Annotated in this window: 17 protein-coding genes; 12 read left to right on the top strand and 5 right to left on the bottom strand. The window is 70.7% G+C overall.

Annotated features, from left to right (window positions below):
- Positions 1–6 precede the first annotated feature (6 nt).
- From ABD714_RS02300 to ABD714_RS02285, 4 genes are all read left to right on the top strand, one after another.
- Positions 7–2,193: a dehydrogenase E1 component subunit alpha/beta gene (locus ABD714_RS02300; RefSeq protein WP_344810643.1), complete on the top strand. Its 2,187-nt coding sequence runs from the start codon at positions 7–9 to the stop codon at positions 2,191–2,193.
- Positions 2,190–3,374: an acyl-CoA dehydrogenase family protein gene (locus ABD714_RS02295; protein WP_344810642.1), complete on the top strand. Its 1,185-nt coding sequence runs from the start codon at positions 2,190–2,192 to the stop codon at positions 3,372–3,374. Before ABD714_RS02300 ends, ABD714_RS02295 begins: the two co-directional genes overlap by 4 nt.
- A gap of 152 nt (positions 3,375–3,526) precedes the next feature.
- Positions 3,527–5,008, top strand: a complete 1,482-nt coding sequence (locus ABD714_RS02290; RefSeq protein ID WP_344810641.1) for an HNH endonuclease — start codon at positions 3,527–3,529, stop codon at positions 5,006–5,008.
- A gap of 2 nt (positions 5,009–5,010) precedes the next feature.
- Positions 5,011–5,592 carry a hypothetical protein gene (locus tag ABD714_RS02285; RefSeq protein ID WP_344810640.1) on the top strand — a complete coding sequence of 194 codons (582 nt, stop codon included), beginning with the start codon at positions 5,011–5,013 and terminating at the stop codon, positions 5,590–5,592.
- 79 nt (positions 5,593–5,671) lie between these two features.
- On the opposite strand, the gene ABD714_RS02280 is transcribed toward ABD714_RS02285, so the two are convergent.
- From ABD714_RS02280 to ABD714_RS02270, 3 genes are read right to left on the bottom strand one after another with little or no spacing between them, the layout of a single operon-like run.
- Positions 5,672–6,214, bottom strand: coding sequence for a hypothetical protein (locus ABD714_RS02280; RefSeq protein WP_344810639.1), 543 nt, complete (start codon positions 6,212–6,214; stop codon positions 5,672–5,674).
- The gene (gene metX, locus ABD714_RS02275) at positions 6,211–7,344 is read right to left on the bottom strand and encodes a homoserine O-acetyltransferase MetX (RefSeq protein WP_344810638.1); all 1,134 of its coding nucleotides are present in this window, start codon (positions 7,342–7,344) and stop codon (positions 6,211–6,213) included. The genes ABD714_RS02280 and metX overlap by 4 nt, the downstream gene beginning before the upstream one ends.
- Positions 7,345–7,370: 26 nt before the next feature.
- Positions 7,371–8,687, bottom strand: coding sequence for a bifunctional o-acetylhomoserine/o-acetylserine sulfhydrylase (locus ABD714_RS02270; protein WP_344810637.1), 1,317 nt, complete (start codon positions 8,685–8,687; stop codon positions 7,371–7,373).
- Between the two features lie 131 nt (positions 8,688–8,818).
- Here ABD714_RS02270 and deoC point away from each other — a divergent pair, with 131 nt between their 5' ends.
- From deoC to ABD714_RS02235, 7 genes are all read left to right on the top strand, one after another.
- Positions 8,819–9,775, top strand: a complete 957-nt coding sequence (deoC, locus tag ABD714_RS02265; RefSeq protein ID WP_344810636.1) for a deoxyribose-phosphate aldolase — start codon at positions 8,819–8,821, stop codon at positions 9,773–9,775.
- Between the two features lie 60 nt (positions 9,776–9,835).
- A complete protein-coding gene (locus ABD714_RS02260) occupies positions 9,836–11,317 on the top strand; it encodes an aldehyde dehydrogenase family protein (RefSeq protein ID WP_344810635.1) in 1,482 nt (493 codons plus the stop codon).
- Positions 11,314–12,198, top strand: a complete 885-nt coding sequence (locus tag ABD714_RS02255) for an aldehyde dehydrogenase family protein (protein WP_344810634.1) — start codon at positions 11,314–11,316, stop codon at positions 12,196–12,198. Before ABD714_RS02260 ends, ABD714_RS02255 begins: the two co-directional genes overlap by 4 nt.
- Before the next feature lies 1 nt (position 12,199).
- Positions 12,200–12,823, top strand: coding sequence for a hypothetical protein (locus ABD714_RS02250; RefSeq protein ID WP_344810633.1), 624 nt, complete (start codon positions 12,200–12,202; stop codon positions 12,821–12,823).
- Positions 12,820–13,674: a prephenate dehydratase gene (locus ABD714_RS02245; RefSeq protein ID WP_344810632.1), complete on the top strand. Its 855-nt coding sequence runs from the start codon at positions 12,820–12,822 to the stop codon at positions 13,672–13,674. The genes ABD714_RS02250 and ABD714_RS02245 overlap by 4 nt, the downstream gene beginning before the upstream one ends.
- 79 nt (positions 13,675–13,753) lie before the next feature.
- Complete coding sequence (locus ABD714_RS02240) at positions 13,754–15,184, top strand: APC family permease (protein ID WP_344810631.1); 1,431 nt, start codon at positions 13,754–13,756, stop codon at positions 15,182–15,184.
- A 2-nt stretch (positions 15,185–15,186) separates the two neighbouring features.
- The gene (locus ABD714_RS02235; protein ID WP_344810630.1) at positions 15,187–15,651 is read left to right on the top strand and encodes a universal stress protein; all 465 of its coding nucleotides are present in this window, start codon (positions 15,187–15,189) and stop codon (positions 15,649–15,651) included.
- A 31-nt stretch (positions 15,652–15,682) separates the two neighbouring features.
- Here ABD714_RS02235 and ABD714_RS02230 read toward each other — a convergent pair whose 3' ends face one another.
- Positions 15,683–17,947 (bottom strand): discoidin domain-containing protein, encoded by a 2,265-nt coding sequence (locus ABD714_RS02230; RefSeq protein ID WP_344810629.1) that lies wholly within the window; start codon positions 17,945–17,947, stop codon positions 15,683–15,685.
- Between the two features lie 83 nt (positions 17,948–18,030).
- On the opposite strand from ABD714_RS02230, the gene ABD714_RS02225 reads away from it, so the two are divergent.
- Complete coding sequence (locus tag ABD714_RS02225; protein WP_344810628.1) at positions 18,031–19,167, top strand: PQQ-dependent sugar dehydrogenase; 1,137 nt, start codon at positions 18,031–18,033, stop codon at positions 19,165–19,167.
- Between the two features lie 33 nt (positions 19,168–19,200).
- On the opposite strand, the gene ABD714_RS02220 is transcribed toward ABD714_RS02225, so the two are convergent.
- Positions 19,201–20,433: an MFS transporter gene (locus ABD714_RS02220; protein ID WP_344811266.1), complete on the bottom strand. Its 1,233-nt coding sequence runs from the start codon at positions 20,431–20,433 to the stop codon at positions 19,201–19,203.
- Positions 20,434–20,525 lie beyond the last annotated feature (92 nt).

Genomic DNA, 20,525 nt, shown 5'->3' with positions numbered 1-20,525 from the left:
CTACTGATGGCTCCCAGTCCTGACGAAGCACTCGACGCGCACCTGCGCGCCGCGGTCGCAGAGTTGCCCGACCCTGCGGCCGGTCGAGCGACCACGGCGCCCGACACCTCGGGGTCGGCGTGGTGGTGGGGCCTGTACGAAGCGCAGCTGCGCAGTCGGGAGCTCGACCTGGCGGCGCGCCGGCTCCAACGGCAGGGTCGTGGTTTCTACACCATCTCCTCGGCCGGGCACGAGGCGAACGCCCTGGTGGCGCTGGCCCTGCGGCCGACCGACCCGGCCCTGCTGCACTACCGCTCGGGCGGCTTCTACTGCGCCCGCGCCGCTCAGGTGCCCGGCTCGACACCGGTCCGCGATGTCCTCCACGGTCTGCTCGGGGCGGCCGACGAGCCGATCGCCGGTGGACGGCACAAGGTGTTCGGGCACGGCGAGCTGGCCATCATCCCCCAGACGTCGACCATCGCCTCGCACCTCCCCCGGGCGGTCGGCTTGGCTCTGTCCCTGTCCCGGGCGCATCGACTCGGGGTGGCGTCGGAGTGGCCGGCGGACAGCGTCGTGGTGTGCTCGTTCGGCGACGCCTCGGCGAACCACTCCACGGCGACGGGAGCGATCAACAGCGCGCTCAACGCCTCCTTCCGTGGGCTGCCCGTGCCGCTGCTGTTCCTCTGCGAGGACAACGGTCTGGGCATCTCGGTGCCGACGCCGGCCGGCTGGATCGAGCACGCGTACGGCTCGCGCCCCGGTCTGGCCTACATCGCCGTCGACGGCGCCGACCCCGAGACTGCGCGGCCCGCGATCGAGCAGGCGGTGGCGGTCGCCCGGCGGCGACGGACGCCGGTGTTCCTTCATCTCCGCACCGTGCGCTACCTCGGCCACGCCGGCAGCGACGTGGAGATCTCCTACCGCAGCCCCGCGACGGTGGAGGCCGAGCTGGCTGCCGATCCGATCCTGGGTGCCGCCCGCGCGCTGCGCCGGCGGGGGGTCCCGGTCAGCGAGCTCATGGCACGGGTCGACGGCGTCCGTGAGGAGGTCGAGGCCGCCATCGCGGCGCTGGCCGACGCTCCCCTGCTGCGATCCTCGGCCCAGGTGATGGAGCCGCTGTCCCCGCGCCGGCCCGACGAGGTCGAAGGCACCGTGGCACGATGGCGACCGCCCGAGGACCAGGTGCGACCGCGACCCGGCCGCACCCTGGCCGAGTCGATCAACGCGACCCTGGCGGAGCTGCTCGAGGCCGACTCCCGGGTCACCGTGTTCGGTGAGGACGTCGGCGCGAAGGGCGGGGTCTACGGCGTGACCCGTGGGCTGGCCCGCCGGTTCGGCCGAGCACGGGTCTTCGACACCCTCCTCGACGAGCAGTCGATCCTCGGACTCGGACTCGGCGCCGGGTTGGCGGGACTGCTGCCGATCCCGGAGATCCAGTACCTGGCCTACCTGCACAACGCCGAGGACCAGCTGCGCGGCGAGGCGGCGTCGCTGTCCTTCTTCTCCTCGGGCCGGTACCGGAACCCGCTCGTGGTGCGGATCGCGGGACTCGCGTACCAGAAGGGCTTCGGCGGGCACTTCCACAACGACAACGCCGTGGGCGTGCTGCGCGACATCCCCGGTCTGGTGGTGGCCTGCCCCAGCCGGGGGGACGACGCCGCCGCCCTGCTGCGGACCTGCGTGGCCACCGCCGCGACCGACGGAACGGTCTGCGTCATGCTGGAGCCGATCGCTCTCTACCACTCACGTGATCTGCACACCCCCGGTGACGAGGGCTGGTTGACCGTCGACGACGACCGGCACGCCCCGATCGGCCGGTCCCGCAGCCACGGCCCGCACGGGGCCGACCTGACCATGATCACCTTCGGCAACGGCGTCCGGATGAGTCTGCGGGTGGCCGAACGGCTCCGGCACCAGGGCATCACCGCCCGGGTCTGCGACCTGCGTTGGCTGGCACCGCTGCCGATCGAGGACGCCCTGGTCGAGGCCCAGCTGACCGGTCGGGTGCTGGTGGTCGACGAGACCCGGCATGATGGGGGGGTCGGCGAGGGCGTGGTCACCGGTCTGGTCGAGCACGGGTTCACCGGTCCGCTCCGGCGGGTGTCGAGCCTGAACTCCTTCGTACCGTTGGGAACCGCTGCCCAGCACGTGCTGCTGGGCGAGGATGACATCGAGAAGGCCGCCCATTTGGTGGCCGGAATGGACCGTAGATGACCGGAACCACTCCCCTGGACCTGCTCAAGATCGACCACCTGCTCTCCGACGACGAGCGTGACATCCAGGCCACGGTCCGCGAGTTCGTGGACCAGCGGGTGAAGCCGTTCGTGGCCGACTGGTACGAGCGCGGCGACATCGACCTCGGCATCGTCAAGGAGGCCGGGTCGCTGGGGCTGCTGGGGATGCACCTGACCGGCTACGGCTGCGCCGGCACCAACGCCGTCTCGTACGGTCTCGCCTGCCTGGAGCTGGAGGCCGGTGACTCAGGGGTCCGGAGCCTGGTCTCGGTGCAGGGATCACTGGCCATGTTCGCGGTCTGGCGCTGGGGCAGTGAGGAGCAGAAGCAGACCTGGCTGCCGGACCTGGCCGCCGGGGAGAAGATCGGCTGCTTCGGCCTGACCGAGGCCGACTTCGGCTCCAACCCGTCGGGGATGCGGACTCAGGCCCGGCGGGAGGGTGACGACTGGGTGCTCAACGGCACCAAGATGTGGATCACCAACGGCTCCGTCGCCGACGTCGCGGTGGTGTGGGCGAAGGCCGACGCCGACCATGATCACCCGGCCGGCATCCGCGGCTTCGTGGTCCCGACCGACACCCCCGGGTTCTCGGCCCCCAAGATCACCAAGAAGCTGTCGCTGCGGGCGTCGATCACCTCCGAGCTGGTGCTGGAGGACGTCCGGTTGCCCGCCGACGCCGTCTTCCCGGACGTGGTCGGACTCAAGGGACCCCTGTCCTGCTTGAACGAAGCCCGGTTCGGCATCGTGTTCGGCGCTCTGGGCGCAGCCCGCGACTGCCTGGAGACCGCACTCGACTACGCCGACACCCGCGAGGTCTTCGACCGGCCGCTGTCGTCGTTCCAGCTGACCCAGGCCAAGCTCGCCGACATGGCCCTGGAGCTGCAGAAGGGCTTCCTGCTGGCCCTGCACCTGGGCCGGCTGAAGGACGACGACCGGCTGGACCCGCGTCAGGTCAGTCTCGGCAAGCTGAACAGCGTCCGCGAGTCCCTGGCCATCGCGCGGGAGTGCCGGACGATCCTCGGCGCCAACGGCGTGACCCTGGAGTACCCGGTGCTGCGGCACGCCAACAACCTGGAGTCGGTGCTGACGTACGAGGGCACCTCCGAGGTCCACCAGCTGGTGATCGGCCAGGCCCTGACCGGAGTCGCCGCCTTCAGCTGACGACGTCCCGGGCGGTGGGCCGGCTACGTACCCGATCGGAGAGCCGATCGCGGTGTCGGCCTCGGTAGCGACGCCGGCCCCGGTCGCAGTGTCAGTGCCGGTCGGTAGAGTTTCGCACAGGTGATCGATTCTGGGCGAAGGGTGGTCAGGAGATGTCGGACGAGGCGCTCGACGAGTCGTCGGCGGATGCGTTGGCCGGGAAGATCTGCGCGGCCGCTTCCGTGGCGGCGCAGTCGGAGTGTCAGCTGATCGAGCTGATCGGCGAGTTCGACGCCGGTGACGCTGTCCGCTGGTGGGACGGCGTCAAGTCCCTCGCGCACTGGCTGTCCTGGGCCTGCTCCATGTCCCCCGGCACCGCTCGCGAACACGTCCGCGTCGCCCGCGCCCTGCGTCGGATGCCCACGATCCGTCAGGCGTTCCGCGAAGGCCGTCTGTCGTACTCGAAGGTCCGCGAGGCCACCCGGGTGGTCGATCTGGTCGATGACGCCGAGCTGTGCGAGCTCGCTCTCACTGCTACGGCGGCGCAGCTCGCCAGGACCGTCTCCGGCTATCGCACCGCCGCCGGCACCCGGATCCATCAGGGGCGCGACCGCGGCCTGACCTGGACCGAGCGCGAGAACGGCACCATCGACCTGCGCCTCCGGCTGCCGAAGGAGGAGGCCGCCGTGCTGCTGGCGGCGATCGCCGCCGCCCAGGACCAGTTCGGCAGCCCACCACCTACCGATGCCGACGCCGACACCGACACCGACACCGACACCGACACCGCGCCGGCTTACACCTCGGCCGATGGGATCCTCGATGTCGCCCGAGGGTTCTTGCAGACCGCTCCCGAGGACCGTTCGGGTGAGGATCGCACGCTGGTCGTCGTCCACGTGGGGCTCGACCAGCTCAGCAGCGACGGCGGCTCCGCGGTCGAACCCGTCGGAGACGTTCCCGCGGGAACGTCGTCGCTGCCACAGGCCGCCTCGCCACCCCTTCCTCCCACACCCGCCCGGCAACCGACCTGCCACGTCCAGGGGCTCAGCGGCATCGAAGCCGAGACCGCTCGCAGACTCGCCTGCGACAGCGACCTCCTCGGCGCCGTCCTCGATCGCCACCGCGGAGTCCTCGCCCTCGGCCGCACCCACCGCCTGGTCAGCCGCACCCAACGCCGCGCCCTGATCATCCGCGACCAGGCCCGCTGCCAGTTCACCGGCTGCCACCAGTCCCGTCACCTGAAAGCCCACCACCTCATCCACTGGGCCGATGGCGGCCCCACCGACTTGGACAACCTGATCCTGCTCTGCCAGTTCCACCACACGGCCGTCCACGAAGGCCAGATGACCATCCACCGAACCCACCCCGCTAGCGGACCCGGCAGCTGGGAGTTCCGGATGCCCGACGGGACACCCCACCGCGACTGGTACACCGCCGAGGGCCTGCTGAACTTCCTCACTCAGCACGCCGACCGAAACCGCGCCGAGGACCAGCACCGACAGCGGCTGAGCATGATCACCACCGTGACCGGCTTCCACCACCCCGACGCCCAACGGATCCAACCTGGCTGGCGCGGCGAACGGTACGACCGTCACGAAGCCGTCCAGGCCCTCTTCCGCATGCCTGTGCGCGCCTCCGAGAACCAGAAGGCCGCCTGAGCGTGCGCGACTTCGGACCCTGGGAGTTCCAGCTGATGCTGCTGCGTCGGATGGAGGACTTCCAACCTGGTCTGGTCCGCGATGCTCGTGCCGCGATGGGGGCCACCCGTGAGCACCAGCGCGCCGCTCACCACCGGTGGCAGCAGCTGCTGCGCTCCGCGCGCTTCGATCACGGGATCGCCGGCTACCGCGCCGCCCTGGGCCTGCCGGAGTCCGACGCGGAGCACGAGACCGCGTACGGAGCCGTCCGCGAGGTGCGCTGGCGACTTCCCTACCTGTGGCCGGACCTGCGCTGGTGCGTGCTCAGTGCACCGGACGGGACGGTGTGGCAGAGCGAGCTCGTCCAGGTCCGCGCCCGGGAGCCCATGCTGCCGTCCGCCGACCCACCACCGGAACCGTGGTCGCTGGTGGTGGCCGACGTGGCCGCGCAGCGCGTCCGCCACCGCGACGACACCATCACCAGCCGCACCGTGCTGTGGCTGCCGTCGGCTGAGGACACCGGCACCCTGCGACACACGTTCGCCTGGGGTCTGCTGCAGGAGGCTGTCATCGACGACCATCACCCACGGGAGCGTGCTGGATGAATCCCGTCCTCGGGCACGAGCCAGCACTCAGCCGACCGGCGCACCACGATCCTGCGCTCGCCACCGGTCGACGACCTCCTCAGCGATCACTGCCGGGGGCCCGGTCGTCGGTGGCCACCGCGAAGTCCTCCCACCCGGGCCGCTTCAGCAACTCGGCGAAGGCGACACTCCGGTCGCCGTACGCCCCCAGCTCGGCCCGGGCCTCCGCCGACAGCTCGGAGCCGCGGCTGCGCTCCTCCACCTCGCGGCGCAGCAGGATCCGGGCTCGTACGGTGTCGGCTCGTGCGGTCAGCCGGCAGAAGGTGAACGTCGCTCCGGGGATCGCCTGCTCGAACCGGCCACGGTCCTCGACCGTCACCACGATGCCGGACACCACCAGCCGGCGGGCGCCTGCAGCGGCGAAGCCTGCCCACACGGCGGCCAAGTTGTGCGCCACCAGCGCGGCCTGGTCGGCGGGCGCCGGTGAACAGAAGCCCAGGTAGTCCGTGTCCACGTACGCCACCGGCTCCCCCGCCGCACCCCCCGCCGCCGCCGCCTGGGCCAGGATCGCGTACGCCTCCCAGCCCACGGCGGACTTGCCGACGGCGTCGGCGCCGTAGAGCCAGAGCACCTGTCCCGTCACGGCAGCCGCCCGGTCCGCACCGGAGCCTCGTCCAGCAGACCGGCGACCAGCCCGGCCACCGCGTCGACCTCGATCAGGAAGCCGTCGTGACCGTGGTCGGAGTGGATGATCACCAGCGGGTCGGCTCCGGTGATGCCGGCGGCGAGCCGCTCGCTCTGAGCCACCGGATAGAGGCGGTCGGAGCCGATGCCGGCGACCACCGTCCTGGCGGTCACCCGGGCCAGCGCCGCCTCGATCCCACCCCGATCGCGTCCGACGTCGTGACTGTTCATGGCGTCGGTCAAGATCACGTACGAGCCGGCGTCGAAGCGGCCGACCAGCTTGTCCCCGTGATGGTCGAGATAGCTCTCGACCGCGTACCGTCCACCCGCGGAGACCGCTTCGCCGGCCTGGTCCGAGCGACCGAAGCGGACCGCGAGCTCGTCGGCCGAGCGGTAGGTGATGTGGGCGATCTGCCGCGCCACCGCCAGCCCGGCGACCGGCCCCGACCTGCGGCCGTCACCAGCACCTCGAGCGAAATCCCCACCCGCCCAGGCGGGGTCAGCGGTGATCGCGCGCACTTGCGCATGACACCAGGCGATCTGATCGGCCGACGCCGCCGGCGTGGTGGCCAGCAGCATCAGCCGCTCGACCCGCTCCGGCGCCGTGACCGCCCACTCGACCGCCCGCATGCCACCCGCCGAGCCGCCGAGCACCAGGGCCCAGGAGTCGATGCCCAGGACGTCCGCCAGGGCGATCTCGGCGGTCACCTGGTCGCGGGTGGTCAGCCGTGGGAACCGCGAACCCCAGGGCTCCCCGTCCGGCGCAGCCGAGGCCGGCCCGGTCGAGCCCTGGCACCCGCCGAGGATGTTCGGCGCCACCACGAACCAGCGATCGGTGTCCAGCGCCTGCCCCGGTCCGATCAGGTGACCCCACCATCCCGGGGTCGGGTGGCCGGGACCGGCCGCACCCACGACGTGGCTGTCCCCGGTGAGGGCGTGCAGCACCAGCACCGCGTTGTCGCGGTCCGGCGACAGCTCACCCCAGGTCTCGTACGCGAGCCGGACCCCCGGCAGCGCGCCCTCGGACCACGTCGTGGTGGACCACTCCAGCGGCACGGCCCCCAGGCCGGCGAACCGGCGGTTGCCCACCGGGTCGCCGGGTTGCCAGGCGGGAATCAGGCCTCCTTGGCGGCCCGGAACCCAGCGTCCAGATCGGCCAGGATGTCGTCGACGTTCTCGATCCCGACGGCCAGCCGGACCAGGCCGGGCGTCACCCCGGTCGACCGCTGCTCGGCCTCGCTGAGCTGGCTGTGGGTGGTCGAGGCCGGGTGGATCACCAGGGAGCGCACGTCACCGATGTTGGCCACGTGGCTGTGCAGCTCGAGAGCGTTGACGAACCGCTTGCCGGCCTCCAGCCCACCGACGATCTCGAAGGCGAGCACGGCCCCGGCGCCGAGCGGGGCGTACTTCTGACCCAGCTCGTACCAGCGGCTGGTGGGCAGACCGGCGTACGCGACGCTCTCCACCTCGTCGCGAGCGGCCAGCCACTCGGCGACCCGGGTCGCGTTGGCGACGTGCCGCTCCATCCGCAGGCTGAGGGTCTCGATGCCCTGGGCCAGCAGGAACGAGTTGAACGGCGACGCGGCCGGCCCCAGATCGCGGAGCAGCTGGACCCGGGCCTTGAGGATGAAAGCGAGGTTCGCCCCGAGGGCGCTGCCCACACCCAGGTCGGGGGCGTAGCGCAGACCGTGGTAGCTGGGGTCCGGTTCGTTGAACTGCGGGAACCTCTCCGGATCCGCGGCGAAGTCGAACCGGCCGGCGTCGATGATCGCGCCGCCGATCGAGGTGCCGTGCCCACCGAGGTACTTGGTCGTCGAGTGCACGACCACGTCGGCCCCCCACTCCAGCGGCCGGATCAGGTACGGGGTGGCCACCGTGTTGTCGACGATCAGCGGCACCCCGACCTCGTGGGCCAGCTTCGCGACGTTCTCGATGTCGAGGATGTCCTGCTTGGGGTTGGAGATGGTCTCGCCGAAGAACGCCTTGGTGTTGGGCCGGACAGCCGACCGCCAGGACTCGAGGTCATCGGGGTCCTCGACGAACGAGACCTCGATCCCCAGCTTCGGGAACGAGTAGTGCAGGAGGTTGTAGGTGCCGCCGTAGAGGCTCGGGCTGGCGACGATGTGGGAGCCGGTCTCGGCAACGTTCAGCAGGGCCAGCAGCTCGGCCGACTGACCGGAGGCGGTCAGCAGACCGCCGACGCCGCCCTCGAGCGAGGCGAGTCGCTTCTCCACCACGTCGTTGGTCGGGTTCATGATCCGGCTGTAGATGTTGCCGAACTCCTTCAGGGCGAAGAGGTTCGCGGCGTGGTCGGTGTCGTTGAACACGTACGACGTGGTCTGGTAGATCGGCAGCGCCCGGGCCCCGGTGGCGGAGTCCGGCTCCTGGCCGGCGTGGATCTGACGGGTCTCGAAGGACCAACTCTGGCTCATGGACGCCAACGTAGCCGTGCACCCCGGGCATTGCCCAGTGTCTCAGTAGACAATCAGCTCCTGCCGGCCGGCGTACGAATGCAGGCCCCGCGGAGGCTGTGCGATCGGGTCGGGCTGCCTAAGATCGAGCCATGACATCGACGGTCCCCCTCCCGGCCCACCTGGAGGACGCGGTCCGCTCCGAGACGTCGCTGCGGCGCTTCCTGGAGGGTCTTCCGGGGGTCGACCCGGTCGGTGTCGAGCAGCGGGCGGCGGCCCTGGCCACCCGGTCGATCAAGAAGTCGGCCAAGCTCGCCGCCATCGACCTCGCCATCTCGATGGTGGACCTGACCACGCTCGAGGGCGCCGACACCGAGGGCAAGGTCCGCAACCTGTGCCTCAAGGCGATGCTGCCCGATCCCGAGTTCCCCGACGTGCCGCGGACCGCGGCCGTGTGCGTCTATCCCGATCTGGCCGCGACGGCGGTGGAGACGGTGCGCGGCAGCGGGGTCAAGGTGGCGGCCGTGGCCACCGCGTTCCCGTCCGGCCGCTCCAGCGTCGAGGTGAAGCTGGCCGACACCCGGATGGCCGTGCAGGCCGGGGCCGACGAGATCGACATGGTCATCGACCGCGGTGCCTACCTGGCCGGCCGGTACGGCGTGGTGTTCGACCAGATCCAGCAGGTCAAGGCCGCTTGCGGGAACGCGCGGCTCAAGGTGATCTTGGAGACCGGTGAGCTGGCCACGTACGACAACGTCCGGCGGGCCTCCTGGCTGGCCCTGCTGGCCGGCGGGGACTTCATCAAGACCTCCACCGGCAAGGTCGCTCCGGCCGCCACCCTCCCGGTCACCCACGTGATGCTGCAGGCCGTCCGCGACTGGCGGGACCAGACCGGCGAGCAGCGCGCGGTCAAGCCGGCCGGCGGCATCAAGACGACCAAGGACGCGATCCGCTACCTGGTGGCGGTGCACGAGGTCGCCGGCCCGGAGTGGCTGGATCCGTACTGGTTCCGGTTCGGTGCCTCCTCGGTGCTGAACGACCTGCTGATGCAGCGCCGCACCCAGCTGTCCGGGCACTACTCGGGCTCCGACTACGTGACAGTCGACTGATGCCCTATTACGCAGAGACGGACTGAGGAACATGGCCACCGACCGTAGGAAGGACCGTTGATGGACTGGGAGTACGCCCCCGCGCCCGAGTCGGCGGCCATCGGCGCGATCAAGGACCGCTATCTGCCGTTCATCGACGGCACCTTCGTCGAGGGCGGCGGAGACGACCTGATCACGCACAGCCCCGGCACCGCCGAGCAGCTGTCCACCGTCTCGACCGTGAACGACGCCGACGTCGATCGGGCGGTGACCGCGGCCCGGCGCGCGTACGAGAAGGTCTGGGCTCCGATGTCCGGCGCGGAGCGCGGCAAGTACCTGTTCCGGATCGCCCGCGGCATCGCCGAGCGGTCCCGGGAGCTGGCCGTGGTGGAGACCCTCGACAACGGCAAGCCGATCAAGGAGACCCGCGACTTCGACGTGCCGACGGCGGCGCAGCACTTCTTCTACCACGCGGGCTGGGCCGACAAGCTGCAGCACCTGGGGCTCGGCGCGTACCCGCGGCCGCTCGGTGTGGCCGGTCAGGTGATCCCCTGGAACTTCCCGCTGCTGATGGCCGCCTGGAAGATCGCGCCGGCGCTGGCCGCCGGCAACACGGTGGTGATCAAGCCGGCCGAGACGACACCGCTGTCGCTGCTGGTGCTGGCCGAGGTGATCGCCGACGCCGACCTGCCGCCGGGCGTGGTCAACATCGTGCCCGGAGCAGGTGACGTCGGCTCGACCCTGGTCAACCACCCGGGCCTGGACAAGGTCGCCTTCACCGGTTCCACCGGTGTCGGTCGCTCCATCCAGCAGAGCCTGGCCGGGACCGGTCGCAAGCTCACCCTGGAGCTGGGCGGCAAGGGCGCCAACATCGTCTTCGCCGACGCTGCCCTGGACCAGGCGGTCGAGGGCATCGTCAACGGCATCTTCTTCAACGCCGGCCAGGTCTGCTGCGCCGGCTCCCGGCTGCTGGTCCAGGAGTCGGTCGCCGACGAGCTGCTGGCCAAGCTGCGGGCCCGGGTCGAGACCCTCCGGGTCGGTGACCCGATGGACAAGAACACCGACGTCGGCGCGATCAACTCCGCCCGCCAGCTGGAGCGGATCACCACGCTGACCCAGGCGGGACGGGACGAGGGCGCCGACGTGTGGTCGGCGTCCTGCCCACTGCCCGAGCGCGGCTGGTACTTCCCGCCCACGCTGATCACCGCGGCCAGCGCGTCGATGCGGGTGGCCCGCGACGAGATCTTCGGCCCGGTGCTGACGGTCCTGACGTTCCGCACGCCCGACGAGGCGCTGGCCAAGGCCAACAACACCCCGTACGGGCTGTCGGCCGGCGTCTGGACCGAGAAGGGTTCCCGGGCCATGGGCATGGCCGCGGGGCTGCGGGCCGGGGTGGTGTGGGACAACACGTTCAACCGCTTCGACCCGGCCGCCTCCTTCGGTGGCTACGGCGAGTCCGGCTTCGGCCGCGAGGGCGGGCCGTCCGGGATGGCGGCCTACCTGGACACCGACGACGAACCCGTGCTCGCTCCCAGCCGCCGCGAGAGGAAGGGTCGCCGATGAGCCACCTGGCCGTGCCCAAGACGTACAAGCTCTATCTCGGGGGGAAGTTCCCGCGCTCGGAGTCCGGACGCACCTACCAGCTCCGGGACGCCGACGGGAAGCTGCTGGCCAACGCTGCCCGGGCCTCCCGCAAGGACGCCCGGGACGCCGTGGTCGCCGCCCGCAAGGGCTTCGCCGCCTGGTCCGGGGCCACGCCCTACAACCGCGGCCAGGTGCTCTACCGGATCGCGGAGATGCTGGACGGTCGCCGGGCCGAGTTCGTCGAGCTCCTGACCCGGGGCGGGGCCGACGAGGGGGCGGCCGGCGCCGAGGTCGACGCCGCGGTGGACCGGCTCGTGCACTACGCAGGTTGGACCGACAAGCTGCCGGCCGTGTTCGGCTCCAGCAACCCGATCTCGGGGCCCTACTTCTCCTACTCCGCTCCCGAGCCCACCGGTGTGGTCGCGGCGCTCGCCCCCACCGGCGCGCCGCTGCTGGGACTGGTCTCGGTGATCGCGCCGATCCTGGCCGGCGGCAACGCCTGCGTGGTGGTCGCGGCCGAACCGGATGCCTACGTGGCCGTCACCTTCGGCGAGGTGCTGGCCACCTCCGACCTCCCCGGCGGGGTGGTCAACCTGCTGACCGGCTCGAGCGCGGAGATCGCCCCGCACCTGGCCGCGCACGCCGACGTGGACGCCCTCGATCTGACCGGGGCGGACGGCGAGTCGGGCGACGAGCTCGAGCGCGCCGCCGCCGGCACCATCAAACGGGTCTACCGGCCGAAGGGGACGCCCGACTTCGCCGCGGCGCCCGGCACGGGCCGGTTGCGGGCGTTCCTGGAGATCAAGACCGTCTGGCACCCGGTCGGCGCCCTGTCGCTCGCGGGCGGCTCCGCCTACTGAGGTGACAGTTCCGCACTCCCCCGGTGCCACCCACCGGGCGCAGGTCGTGCTGCTCGCCGGGCCGTCGGGCAGCGGCAAGTCGCGGGTGGCCGCGCTGTCGTCCTGCCCGCAGCTCCGGCTGGACGACTTCTACCTCGACCTCGACCACCCGGGGCTCCCGCGCACGCTGGGCATCGTCGACTGGGACGACATCGCGAGCTGGGACGCCGACGGCGCCCTGGCAGCCATCGTCGCGCTGTGCAGCACGGGCGAGGCGCGGGTGCCGACGTACGACATCGCCAGCAGCCGACGGACCGGCCGGCACGCGCTGGATCTGGAGGGGGCGGGTTGCGTCGTGGCGGAGGGCCTGTTCGCCGCCGACCTGGTGGCCGCCTGCCGCCGGGCCGGGGTGCTGGGTGACGCGCTCTACCTGGACCGGCCCCGGCTGCTGACCATGCTGCTGCGGTTCGGCCGCGACGTGCGCGAGCACCGCAAGCCGGTCGGGGTGCTGCTGCGCCGCGGCGTGGCGCTCTACCGCGCCGAGCCGGCGATCCGCGCCCGGGCGCTGGCCCTCGGCTGCCGACCGGTCAGCCTGCGGGAAGCCCTGCGCGTGGTCGAGGCGAGGATGCACACTAGGTCCTCGTGAGTGAACCCCAGCAGCACCGGATCGCCTACCAGGGCGAACCGGGTGCCAACTCCCACATCGTCTGCGTGCAGCACTACCCCGACGCCGAGGCGCTGCCCTGCGCGTCGTTCGAGGACGTGTTCGCCGCGGTGGACACCGGCGCGGCGGACCTGGCCCTGATCCCGATCGACAACTCGATCGCGGGTCGGGTGGCCGACATCCACCACTTCCTGCCCGGTTCGGGGTTGCACATCATCGCCGAGCACTTCCTGCGGATCCGCTTCCACCTGATGGGGGTGCCCGGCACCACCCTGGAGACGATCAAGACGGTGCACAGTCACGTGCACGCCCTCGGTCAGTGCCGCAAGATCATCGCCGAGCACCACTGGCGGCCGTTGATCGCCGGCGACACCGCCGGCGCGGCCCGCGAGATCGTGGAGGCCAACGACGTGACCCAGGCCTCGATCTCGCCGCCGCTGGCCGCGGAGATCTACGGCCTGGAGGTGCTGGCCCGCGACATCGAGGACGAGGAGCACAACACCACCAGGTTCGTGCTGCTGTCGCCGGAGTTCGTGCAGGCGCCGGCGGGCAACGGCCCGGTGGTGACGTCGTTCATCTTCAACGTCCGCAACCTGCCGGCCGCCCTCTACAAGGCGCTCGGCGGCTTCGCCACCAACGGCGTCAACATGACCAAGCTGGAGTCGTACATGGTGGACGGCCAGTTCACCGCCACCCAGTTCCTGGCCGAGGTCGACGGCCACCCCGACGACCTCGGGCTGAGCCGGGCCCTGGAGGAGCTGACCTTCTTCACCACCGAGGTGAAGGTGCTCGGCGTCTACCCGGCCGATCCGTTCCGCCTGAGGCCGTCCTGAGACGTTTGCTAGGTTGAGGGCTCGCTGGTCCGCCCGACACCTCGACCCCACCGCCTTCGCGGGGAGCAAGCAGGTAGCCATGACGACCGCTAGTCACATCGCCGAAGCCGATTCGCCCAAGAGCGAGCTCAAACGCTCGATCACCGGCCGGCTGCTCTTCTTCTACGTGCTCGGCGATGTCCTCGGTTCCGGCATCTACGTGTTGATCGGCGCGGTGGCTGCCGCCGTGGGGGGTGCCTTCTGGATCGCCTTCGCCGTCGGTGTCACGGTGGCCGCCATCACCGGGCTCGCCTACGCCGAGCTGGTGACCAAGTACCCCCAGGCGGCCGGCGCCGCCCTCTACGTGAACAAGGCGTTCCGCAAGCCGATCCTGACGTTCTTGATCACCATCTGCATGCTGTCGGCGAGCTTCGCCGCCTCGGGATCCCTGGCCAGCGGTTTTGCCCGCTACTTCGGCCAGCTCTTCCCGCTCCCCCCGCCGCTGCTCGTCACCATCCTCTTCGTCCTCGCGCTCACCGCCATCAACTACATCGGCATCACCGAGTCGGTGGTGGCGAACATGATCATGACGATCGTCGAGGTGTCGGGCCTGGCCATCGTGATGCTGATCGGGATCATCTACGTCTTCCAGGGCAACGCCGACTGGGGCGCGCTGACCGAGTTCAGCGCCGAGGGCAACCCGATCTTCGCCATCGTCGCCGGGGTCGCGCTCGCCTTCTTCGCCATGACCGGCTTCGAGAACGCGGCGAACGTCGCCGAGGAGACCATCAACCCGTCGAAGACGTTCCCGCGGGCGCTGATCGGCGGCATGGTCGCGGCCGGCGTCATCTACGTCATCGTGGCGATCAGCGCCGCCCTCGTGGTCCCGGTGGACACGCTGGCCGCTGCTCCGGCGGCCCTGCTCGAGGTGGTCCGGGCCGGGATCCTGCCGGTCCCGGTCGGCGTCATGATCATCCTGTTCGCCCTGATCGCGATGACGGCAATCACCAACACCACCCTGGTCGCGGTGGTCACCCAGTCGCGGATCCTGTACGGGATGTCGCGGGAGAACATCTTCCCGAAGATGTTCCGCAAGCTGCACTCCACGCGGCGCAGCCCGTGGGTCGCCCTCATCTTCCAGGGCATCGTGGTCGCAGTTCTTCTCTCCGTGGGCGCTCTGGTGAAGCTGGTCAACCCGGAGCTCGACATCGTCGCCACGCTGGCCAACGTGACTGTCGTGTTCCTGCTCTTCATCTACGCCCTGGTCATCGTGTCAGCCCTCAAGCTGCGCGGCACCGAGGAGCGACCGGACACCTACCGGGCCAACACACCACTGCTCTACGTCGGCATCGTCGGCAACGTCGTGCTGCTCGCGTACGTCATCATCGACGACCCGTCGTCCCTGCTCTGGGTGGCCGGGCTGCTGGCGGTCGGCTTCCTGCTCTACCTGTGGGAGTACTTCAGCAAGAAGCGGCACGGCGGCAGCGTGGGACTGCCCGACGCCGACGACATGGACGACATGGAGGTCTGATCATGCAGGTCATCGTCGCCACCGACGGGTCGAAGGCGTCTCTCTCGGCCGCTCAGCAGTTCAAGTCGTTCGCGGACCCGGACAAGATCACGGAGGTCGTGATCGTCGCCGTGGTCAGCCCGCTGGCCGTGGTGCCGTTCGAGAACGAGCTGTCCCACCGAACTCCTCCCGGCTCCGTGGACGAGGCCGTCAACCTGAGCTTCGAGGCCGAGGCGCGCGGAGCGACGGCCTCGCTGATGGCCGAGTTCGAGGGATGGGGCCCCGCCGTCAGCCGGCGCCTGCGCAGTGGTTCGCCGGCCTCGGAGATCATCAAGGTCGCCGAGGAGCTTCCCGCCGACCTGATCGTGGTCGCCGCCGGAGCTCGCGGTCTCACCGCCACCATCCTGATCGGCAGCACGGCACAGAAGCTGCAGCACTCCGCACCGTGCCCGGTGCTGGTCGGACGGCGAGCACTGCACCAGAAGTAGGTACCGGCCCGTCGTCTGACTGACCCCGCAGCTATCCGCCCATCACCACGAAGGTGGCCGCCGCGGTCGGCGGCAGCCGGTAGGCGTACCCGAAGCCGGTCACCGGCCAGGGGACGTTCTGGGTCCGGCGACCGTCGTTGTAGTAGCCGATCACCCGGGACCCGTCGGCCAGGGTGGCGCTGTCGCGGACCAGGTCCCGGCCGACCGGACCCGGGCTGCTGGTGTGGTCAGCCCGCCGCAGCACCAGCTCGGCGATCGACCACCAGCTGCCCGAGGTGGTCCCGCTGGAGATCCGGACGTAGCGGGCCGTGGTCGCGGGCAGGGCGATGATCATCTCGCCCGTCCGACCGGGTCCGCGGGCCACCGACCGCCAGCTCGCGTTGTCGTCGGACACCTGGACGACGTACGAGCGCAGGTAGTCACCGGTGCTGGCGCCGACGTCGAGCGACACCTCGGAGAACGTCTGCGCCGACCCGAGGTCCACGGTCAGGCTCATGTCGGTGTCCTGGCCCTCGCCGGAGCTCCAGCGGGTCGCGGGATCCCCGTCGCTGAGGTTGGCCAGCGGGTCGTCGGGCGTGGGCGTGACCCCGGCGGCGGTCACCGTCCAGGCCGACCGGTCCAGATCGGTGGCGGTGCCGGAGCGCCGCAGCTCGGCGCCGTACGGCAGCGCGTACGCCAGCCACTGCTCACGCAGCTTCACGTGGCTCATCGCGGCGATCACGTCCGGTCCCACGCTGGCCGTCAGCCGACCGCTCGGGGTGCCCTGCGGACCGCGTCCGTAGTCGAGGTCCACCCAGCCCAGGTCGCCCGCCGGTGCGAGCCGGTCCGGGGCCCGGAAGCGGTACGTCGCCGCCGCGCCGGGAGCCAGGGTGGCGCGCACGTGGCGGTCGCCGACGCCGAGGTCGAAGGTCTGGCTCTGGTGACCCTGGTTGTGGGCCACCACGACCAGGGAGCCGTCATGGTTCCGGTAGGCCACGTTGCTCACCGGCGACCCGGCCGGTTGCGAGGAGCCGATCCGGACCGCACCCGGGGCGACGAACCGGCTCGCGTGGGCCAGCGCCCAGTACTCCAGGTTCTTGGTCACCGTGCCGTCGTCGTTCACCGTGACCACACCCCGACAGGTCGTGCAGCCACCGATGAACGGGCCGTTGCGCTGATCGAGGGCGAGGTTCCACAAGATCACCGACTGACCCCAGTGGCGGGGCACCCCGATGACGGAGTCCATGGTGAGGTCGAACGCCCGGTCGACGGTGCCCTGCCACTCCCCGCCCGAGCACTCGGTCAGGAACGCCTGCGCGTGCGGGTAGTTGTTGTGCGACACCGACTGGGCCGACACCTGGCCGCCGTAGCAGTGCCAGGCAGTGCCGGGGACGTAGCGAGCGGCTCGCTGGTCGTGGTAGATCGCCTCCGGGTAGTCGGTGATGTCCCAGTTGTGGTCGTAGCCCAGGATCGTGGTGTCGTCGAGCCCGGCCCGGTCCAGCGCAGGTCCGAGGTGGCGGCCCAGGAAGCGCGCCGCCTGGTCGGGCATCACCCCCATGCCCGGGTAGTCCGCGGGCTCGTACAGCGGCTCGTTCTGCAGCGACACGTAGTCGGTGGGGATGCCTGCCTTCGCGTACGCCCGCACGAACTTCACGAAGTACTGGGCGTACGCCCTCTCGTACTTCTGCCGCAGCGACCCCTGGACCAGGGAGTCGGTGTCCTTCATCCAGCCCGGCGCGCTCCACGGGCTGGCCATGAAGGTAAGCCGCGGGTTGAGGGCGTACGCCTCCCGCAGCCGGGGCAGGACGTACGCGCGGTCGTGGGCGATGCTGAAGTCGGACAGGTCGCGGTCGGTCCTGCCAGCCGGCTGGTCGTCGTAGGAGTAGGCCTCGCCCACCGCGAAGTCGGACGCCCCCATCGGCTGGCGCAGCATCGACAGGCCGATGCCGTCGGTGGTGGAGAACAGGTCGGTCATGGTCGCTCGGCGGGTCCTGGCCGGCAGCTGGGACAGCGCGTACGCCGAGGAGTCGGTCATCGAGGCACCGAACCCGGTCATCGTCTGGTAGCGCCGCGTCGGGTCGATCCGGATCGCGTCGTCACCGACGGAGCCACGCTCCCACCGCAGCCGGGACTGGCGTGCCAGCCGCTGGTCGGTGTTCAGGTCGGTGACCCAGGAGTCGACGCCGGTGCTCCACCCGGGGGTGGGGGCCGCCACCGCCGGCGCGGGAACCACCCCCAGCGCGAGCAGAACCGCCAGCCCGAGACCGGTGAGGCCGCCGGCGGCTCGTCGTCGGCCGACAGCATGATGACGGGCCACGGAATCCTCGCTTCGCTGCGTGTTTCCGGTCGCCGGGGTTAGGCTGTTCCCGGCTCGGGGCCGTACGAAATCTGGAGACCGTCATGCTACGACGCCCCTTCCGCGCCGTCCTCACCACCGCCCTGGTCACCGCCGTCGTCGCGTCGGCGCTCACGGCCTCCGCACCCACCGCCGAAGCCGCGGCTCCGAAGGTGTCCGTCACCAAGGTGGCCGGCAACCTGGCGATCCCGTGGGACGTCACGTTCATCGGCGGCCTGATGCTCTTTGACCAGCGCGCCGGCGGGATCTGGTCCAAGTGGCCGTCGTCGCCGCCCCAGCGGGTCGCGATGGCGCTGCCGAAGCCGTTCGTGAACAGCGAGTCCGGCATGCTCGGGCTGGTCGCCGATCCGAAGGCGCCGACGAACAAGTACTTCTACACCTGCATGGCCGTGGCCAACAGCAACGGCACCCGCAAGGACGTCGAGGTCTGGAAGTGGCGGCTGACGACCAGCACGACGGCCGTCAAGGTCAAGACCCTGGTCACCGGCATCCCGCTGTCGTCCGGCCGGCACTCCGGGTGCCGGCTGCGGTTCCGCTCCTCGAGCATGCTCTACATCGGCACCGGCGACGCGGCCGTCGGCACCATCCCCCAGAACCTGACGTCACTGGGCGGCAAGGTGCTGCGGATCCGCAGCGACGGATCCATCCCGACGTCGAACCCCTTCTACAGCAAGGGCGGCTACGCGCGGTACGTCTGGACGTACGGGCACCGCAACGTGCAGGGTCTGGCGTTCCGGTCGAGCGACAACCTGCTCTACAGCGCCGAGCACGGCCCCTCCCGCGATGACGAGGTGAACCGCATCCTCACGGGGCGGAACTACGGGTGGTCCCCGACCGGGACCTACTACAACGAGAACCGTCCGATGACCGACAAGACCCGCTTCCCCAAGGCGTACAGCGCGAAGTGGCGCTCCGGGTCACCGACCGTCGCCACCAGCGGGGCGACCTTCCTGTCCGGCAGCCGGTGGCAGTCGTGGAACGGGAAGCTGCTGGTGGCCAAGCTGAAGGGCAAGGGCGTGATGGTGTTCCACGTCTCGGCCTCGGGCAAGACCACGCTGTCGCAGACCATCCTCACCGGCTACGGGCGGATCCGCACGGTCCAGCAGGGTCCGGACGGCTCGCTCTACTTCACCACCTCGAACGGCACGAACGACGGGATCTACAAGGTGACCCCGCGCTGACCGGCTCGGTGCGCTGCGGCACGCACGGGTAGCTCAGGCGTCGGCGGCGGTCAGGGCCGCAGCCTCGTCGAGGGGCTCCTCGCTCAGGTGGGTGTCGATCCGGGCGAGGTGGCCGCGGCCGACCCAGAGGACCCCGGCCGCGACCAGCAGACCGGCGCAGCCGATCCAGTACGGCGCGCCGTAGCCGAGCACGCCGGCGATCACCCCGGCCAGCGCCGGTGCGGCCGCACCGCCGACGAAGCGCACGCCGGAGTAGGTGGAGGAGGCGACGGTCCGCGGCAGGTCGGTGGCTTCCATCACGGACTCGGTGAGCACGGTGTTCATCACGCCGAGGAACAGACCGCCGACCACGATGCCGATGATCAGGACGGTCAGGTTCGCGACCTCGACGGCCAGCACCGCCATCACCACGGCCAGGGTCCCGAGCATCGCGTAGAGAGTGCGCCAACGACCGAACCGCCTGGTCAGCACGGGGGCGACGAAGACCGAGGTGACGGCCAGGGCGAGGCCCCACCCGCAGAAGATCATCCCGAGCTCGTGCGCGCCGAAGTCGGCGACGCCGGCAGCAGCGGCTGCGGCCTCCAGCGGGAACGGGCTCCAGGCCAGCAGGCTGAAGAACCCGAAGTTGTAGAACAGGGCGGCCAGACCCAGGGTGAGCAGCGCCGGGTGCCGGAGAGCCCGGAACGTCGCGGTCACGGCGACCGGCTCGGGTCGGCTCGTCTGCCCGCCGAGCAGGATCGTCAGAGCGATCAGGGCGATCGCCATCAGCACGGCGGTGCCGAAGAACGGGCCGCGCCAGGAGATGCTGCCGAGCGCGCCGCCGAGCAGCGGTCCCACCGCGATGCCCAGCCCGAGGGCGGCCTCGTACAAGATCACCGCGCTGTTCGCCCCACCGCTGGCCGCACCCACGATGGTGGCCAGCGCTGTGGAGATGAACAACGCGTTGCCCAGTCCCCACCCGGCGCGGAAGCCGATGATCATGCCGACCGAGTCCGAGGCCCCGGCCAGGGCGGCGAAGACCACGATCAGACCGAGTCCGGCCAGCAGCGTCTTCTTGGCCCCGATCCGGCTGGAGACGAAGCTGGTGAAGAACATGGCGAACCCGGTCACCAGCAGGTAGCTGGTGAACAGCAGCATCGTCTGTGCCGCCGTCGCCCCGAGGTCGGCGCTGATCGCGGGCAGGATCGGGTCGACCAGACCGATGCCCATGAAGGCGATCACGCAGGCGAACGCGACGGCCCAGACGGCCTTCGGCTGCCGGAGCAGGGACGGGGATGCGGCGGGCGCGGACACGAGCAGGACCTCCAACGGTCATTTACATAGTTTGACTATGTAAATAGTAGCAGAGCGCCTACGAC

Origin of the sequence: Microlunatus aurantiacus, assembly GCF_039536605.1 — a bacterium.
Taxonomy (GTDB): domain Bacteria; phylum Actinomycetota; class Actinomycetes; order Propionibacteriales; family Propionibacteriaceae; genus Microlunatus; species Microlunatus aurantiacus.
The sequence above is the reverse complement of the archived record's forward strand: the minus strand, read 5'-3'. Positions and strand labels throughout refer to the sequence as shown.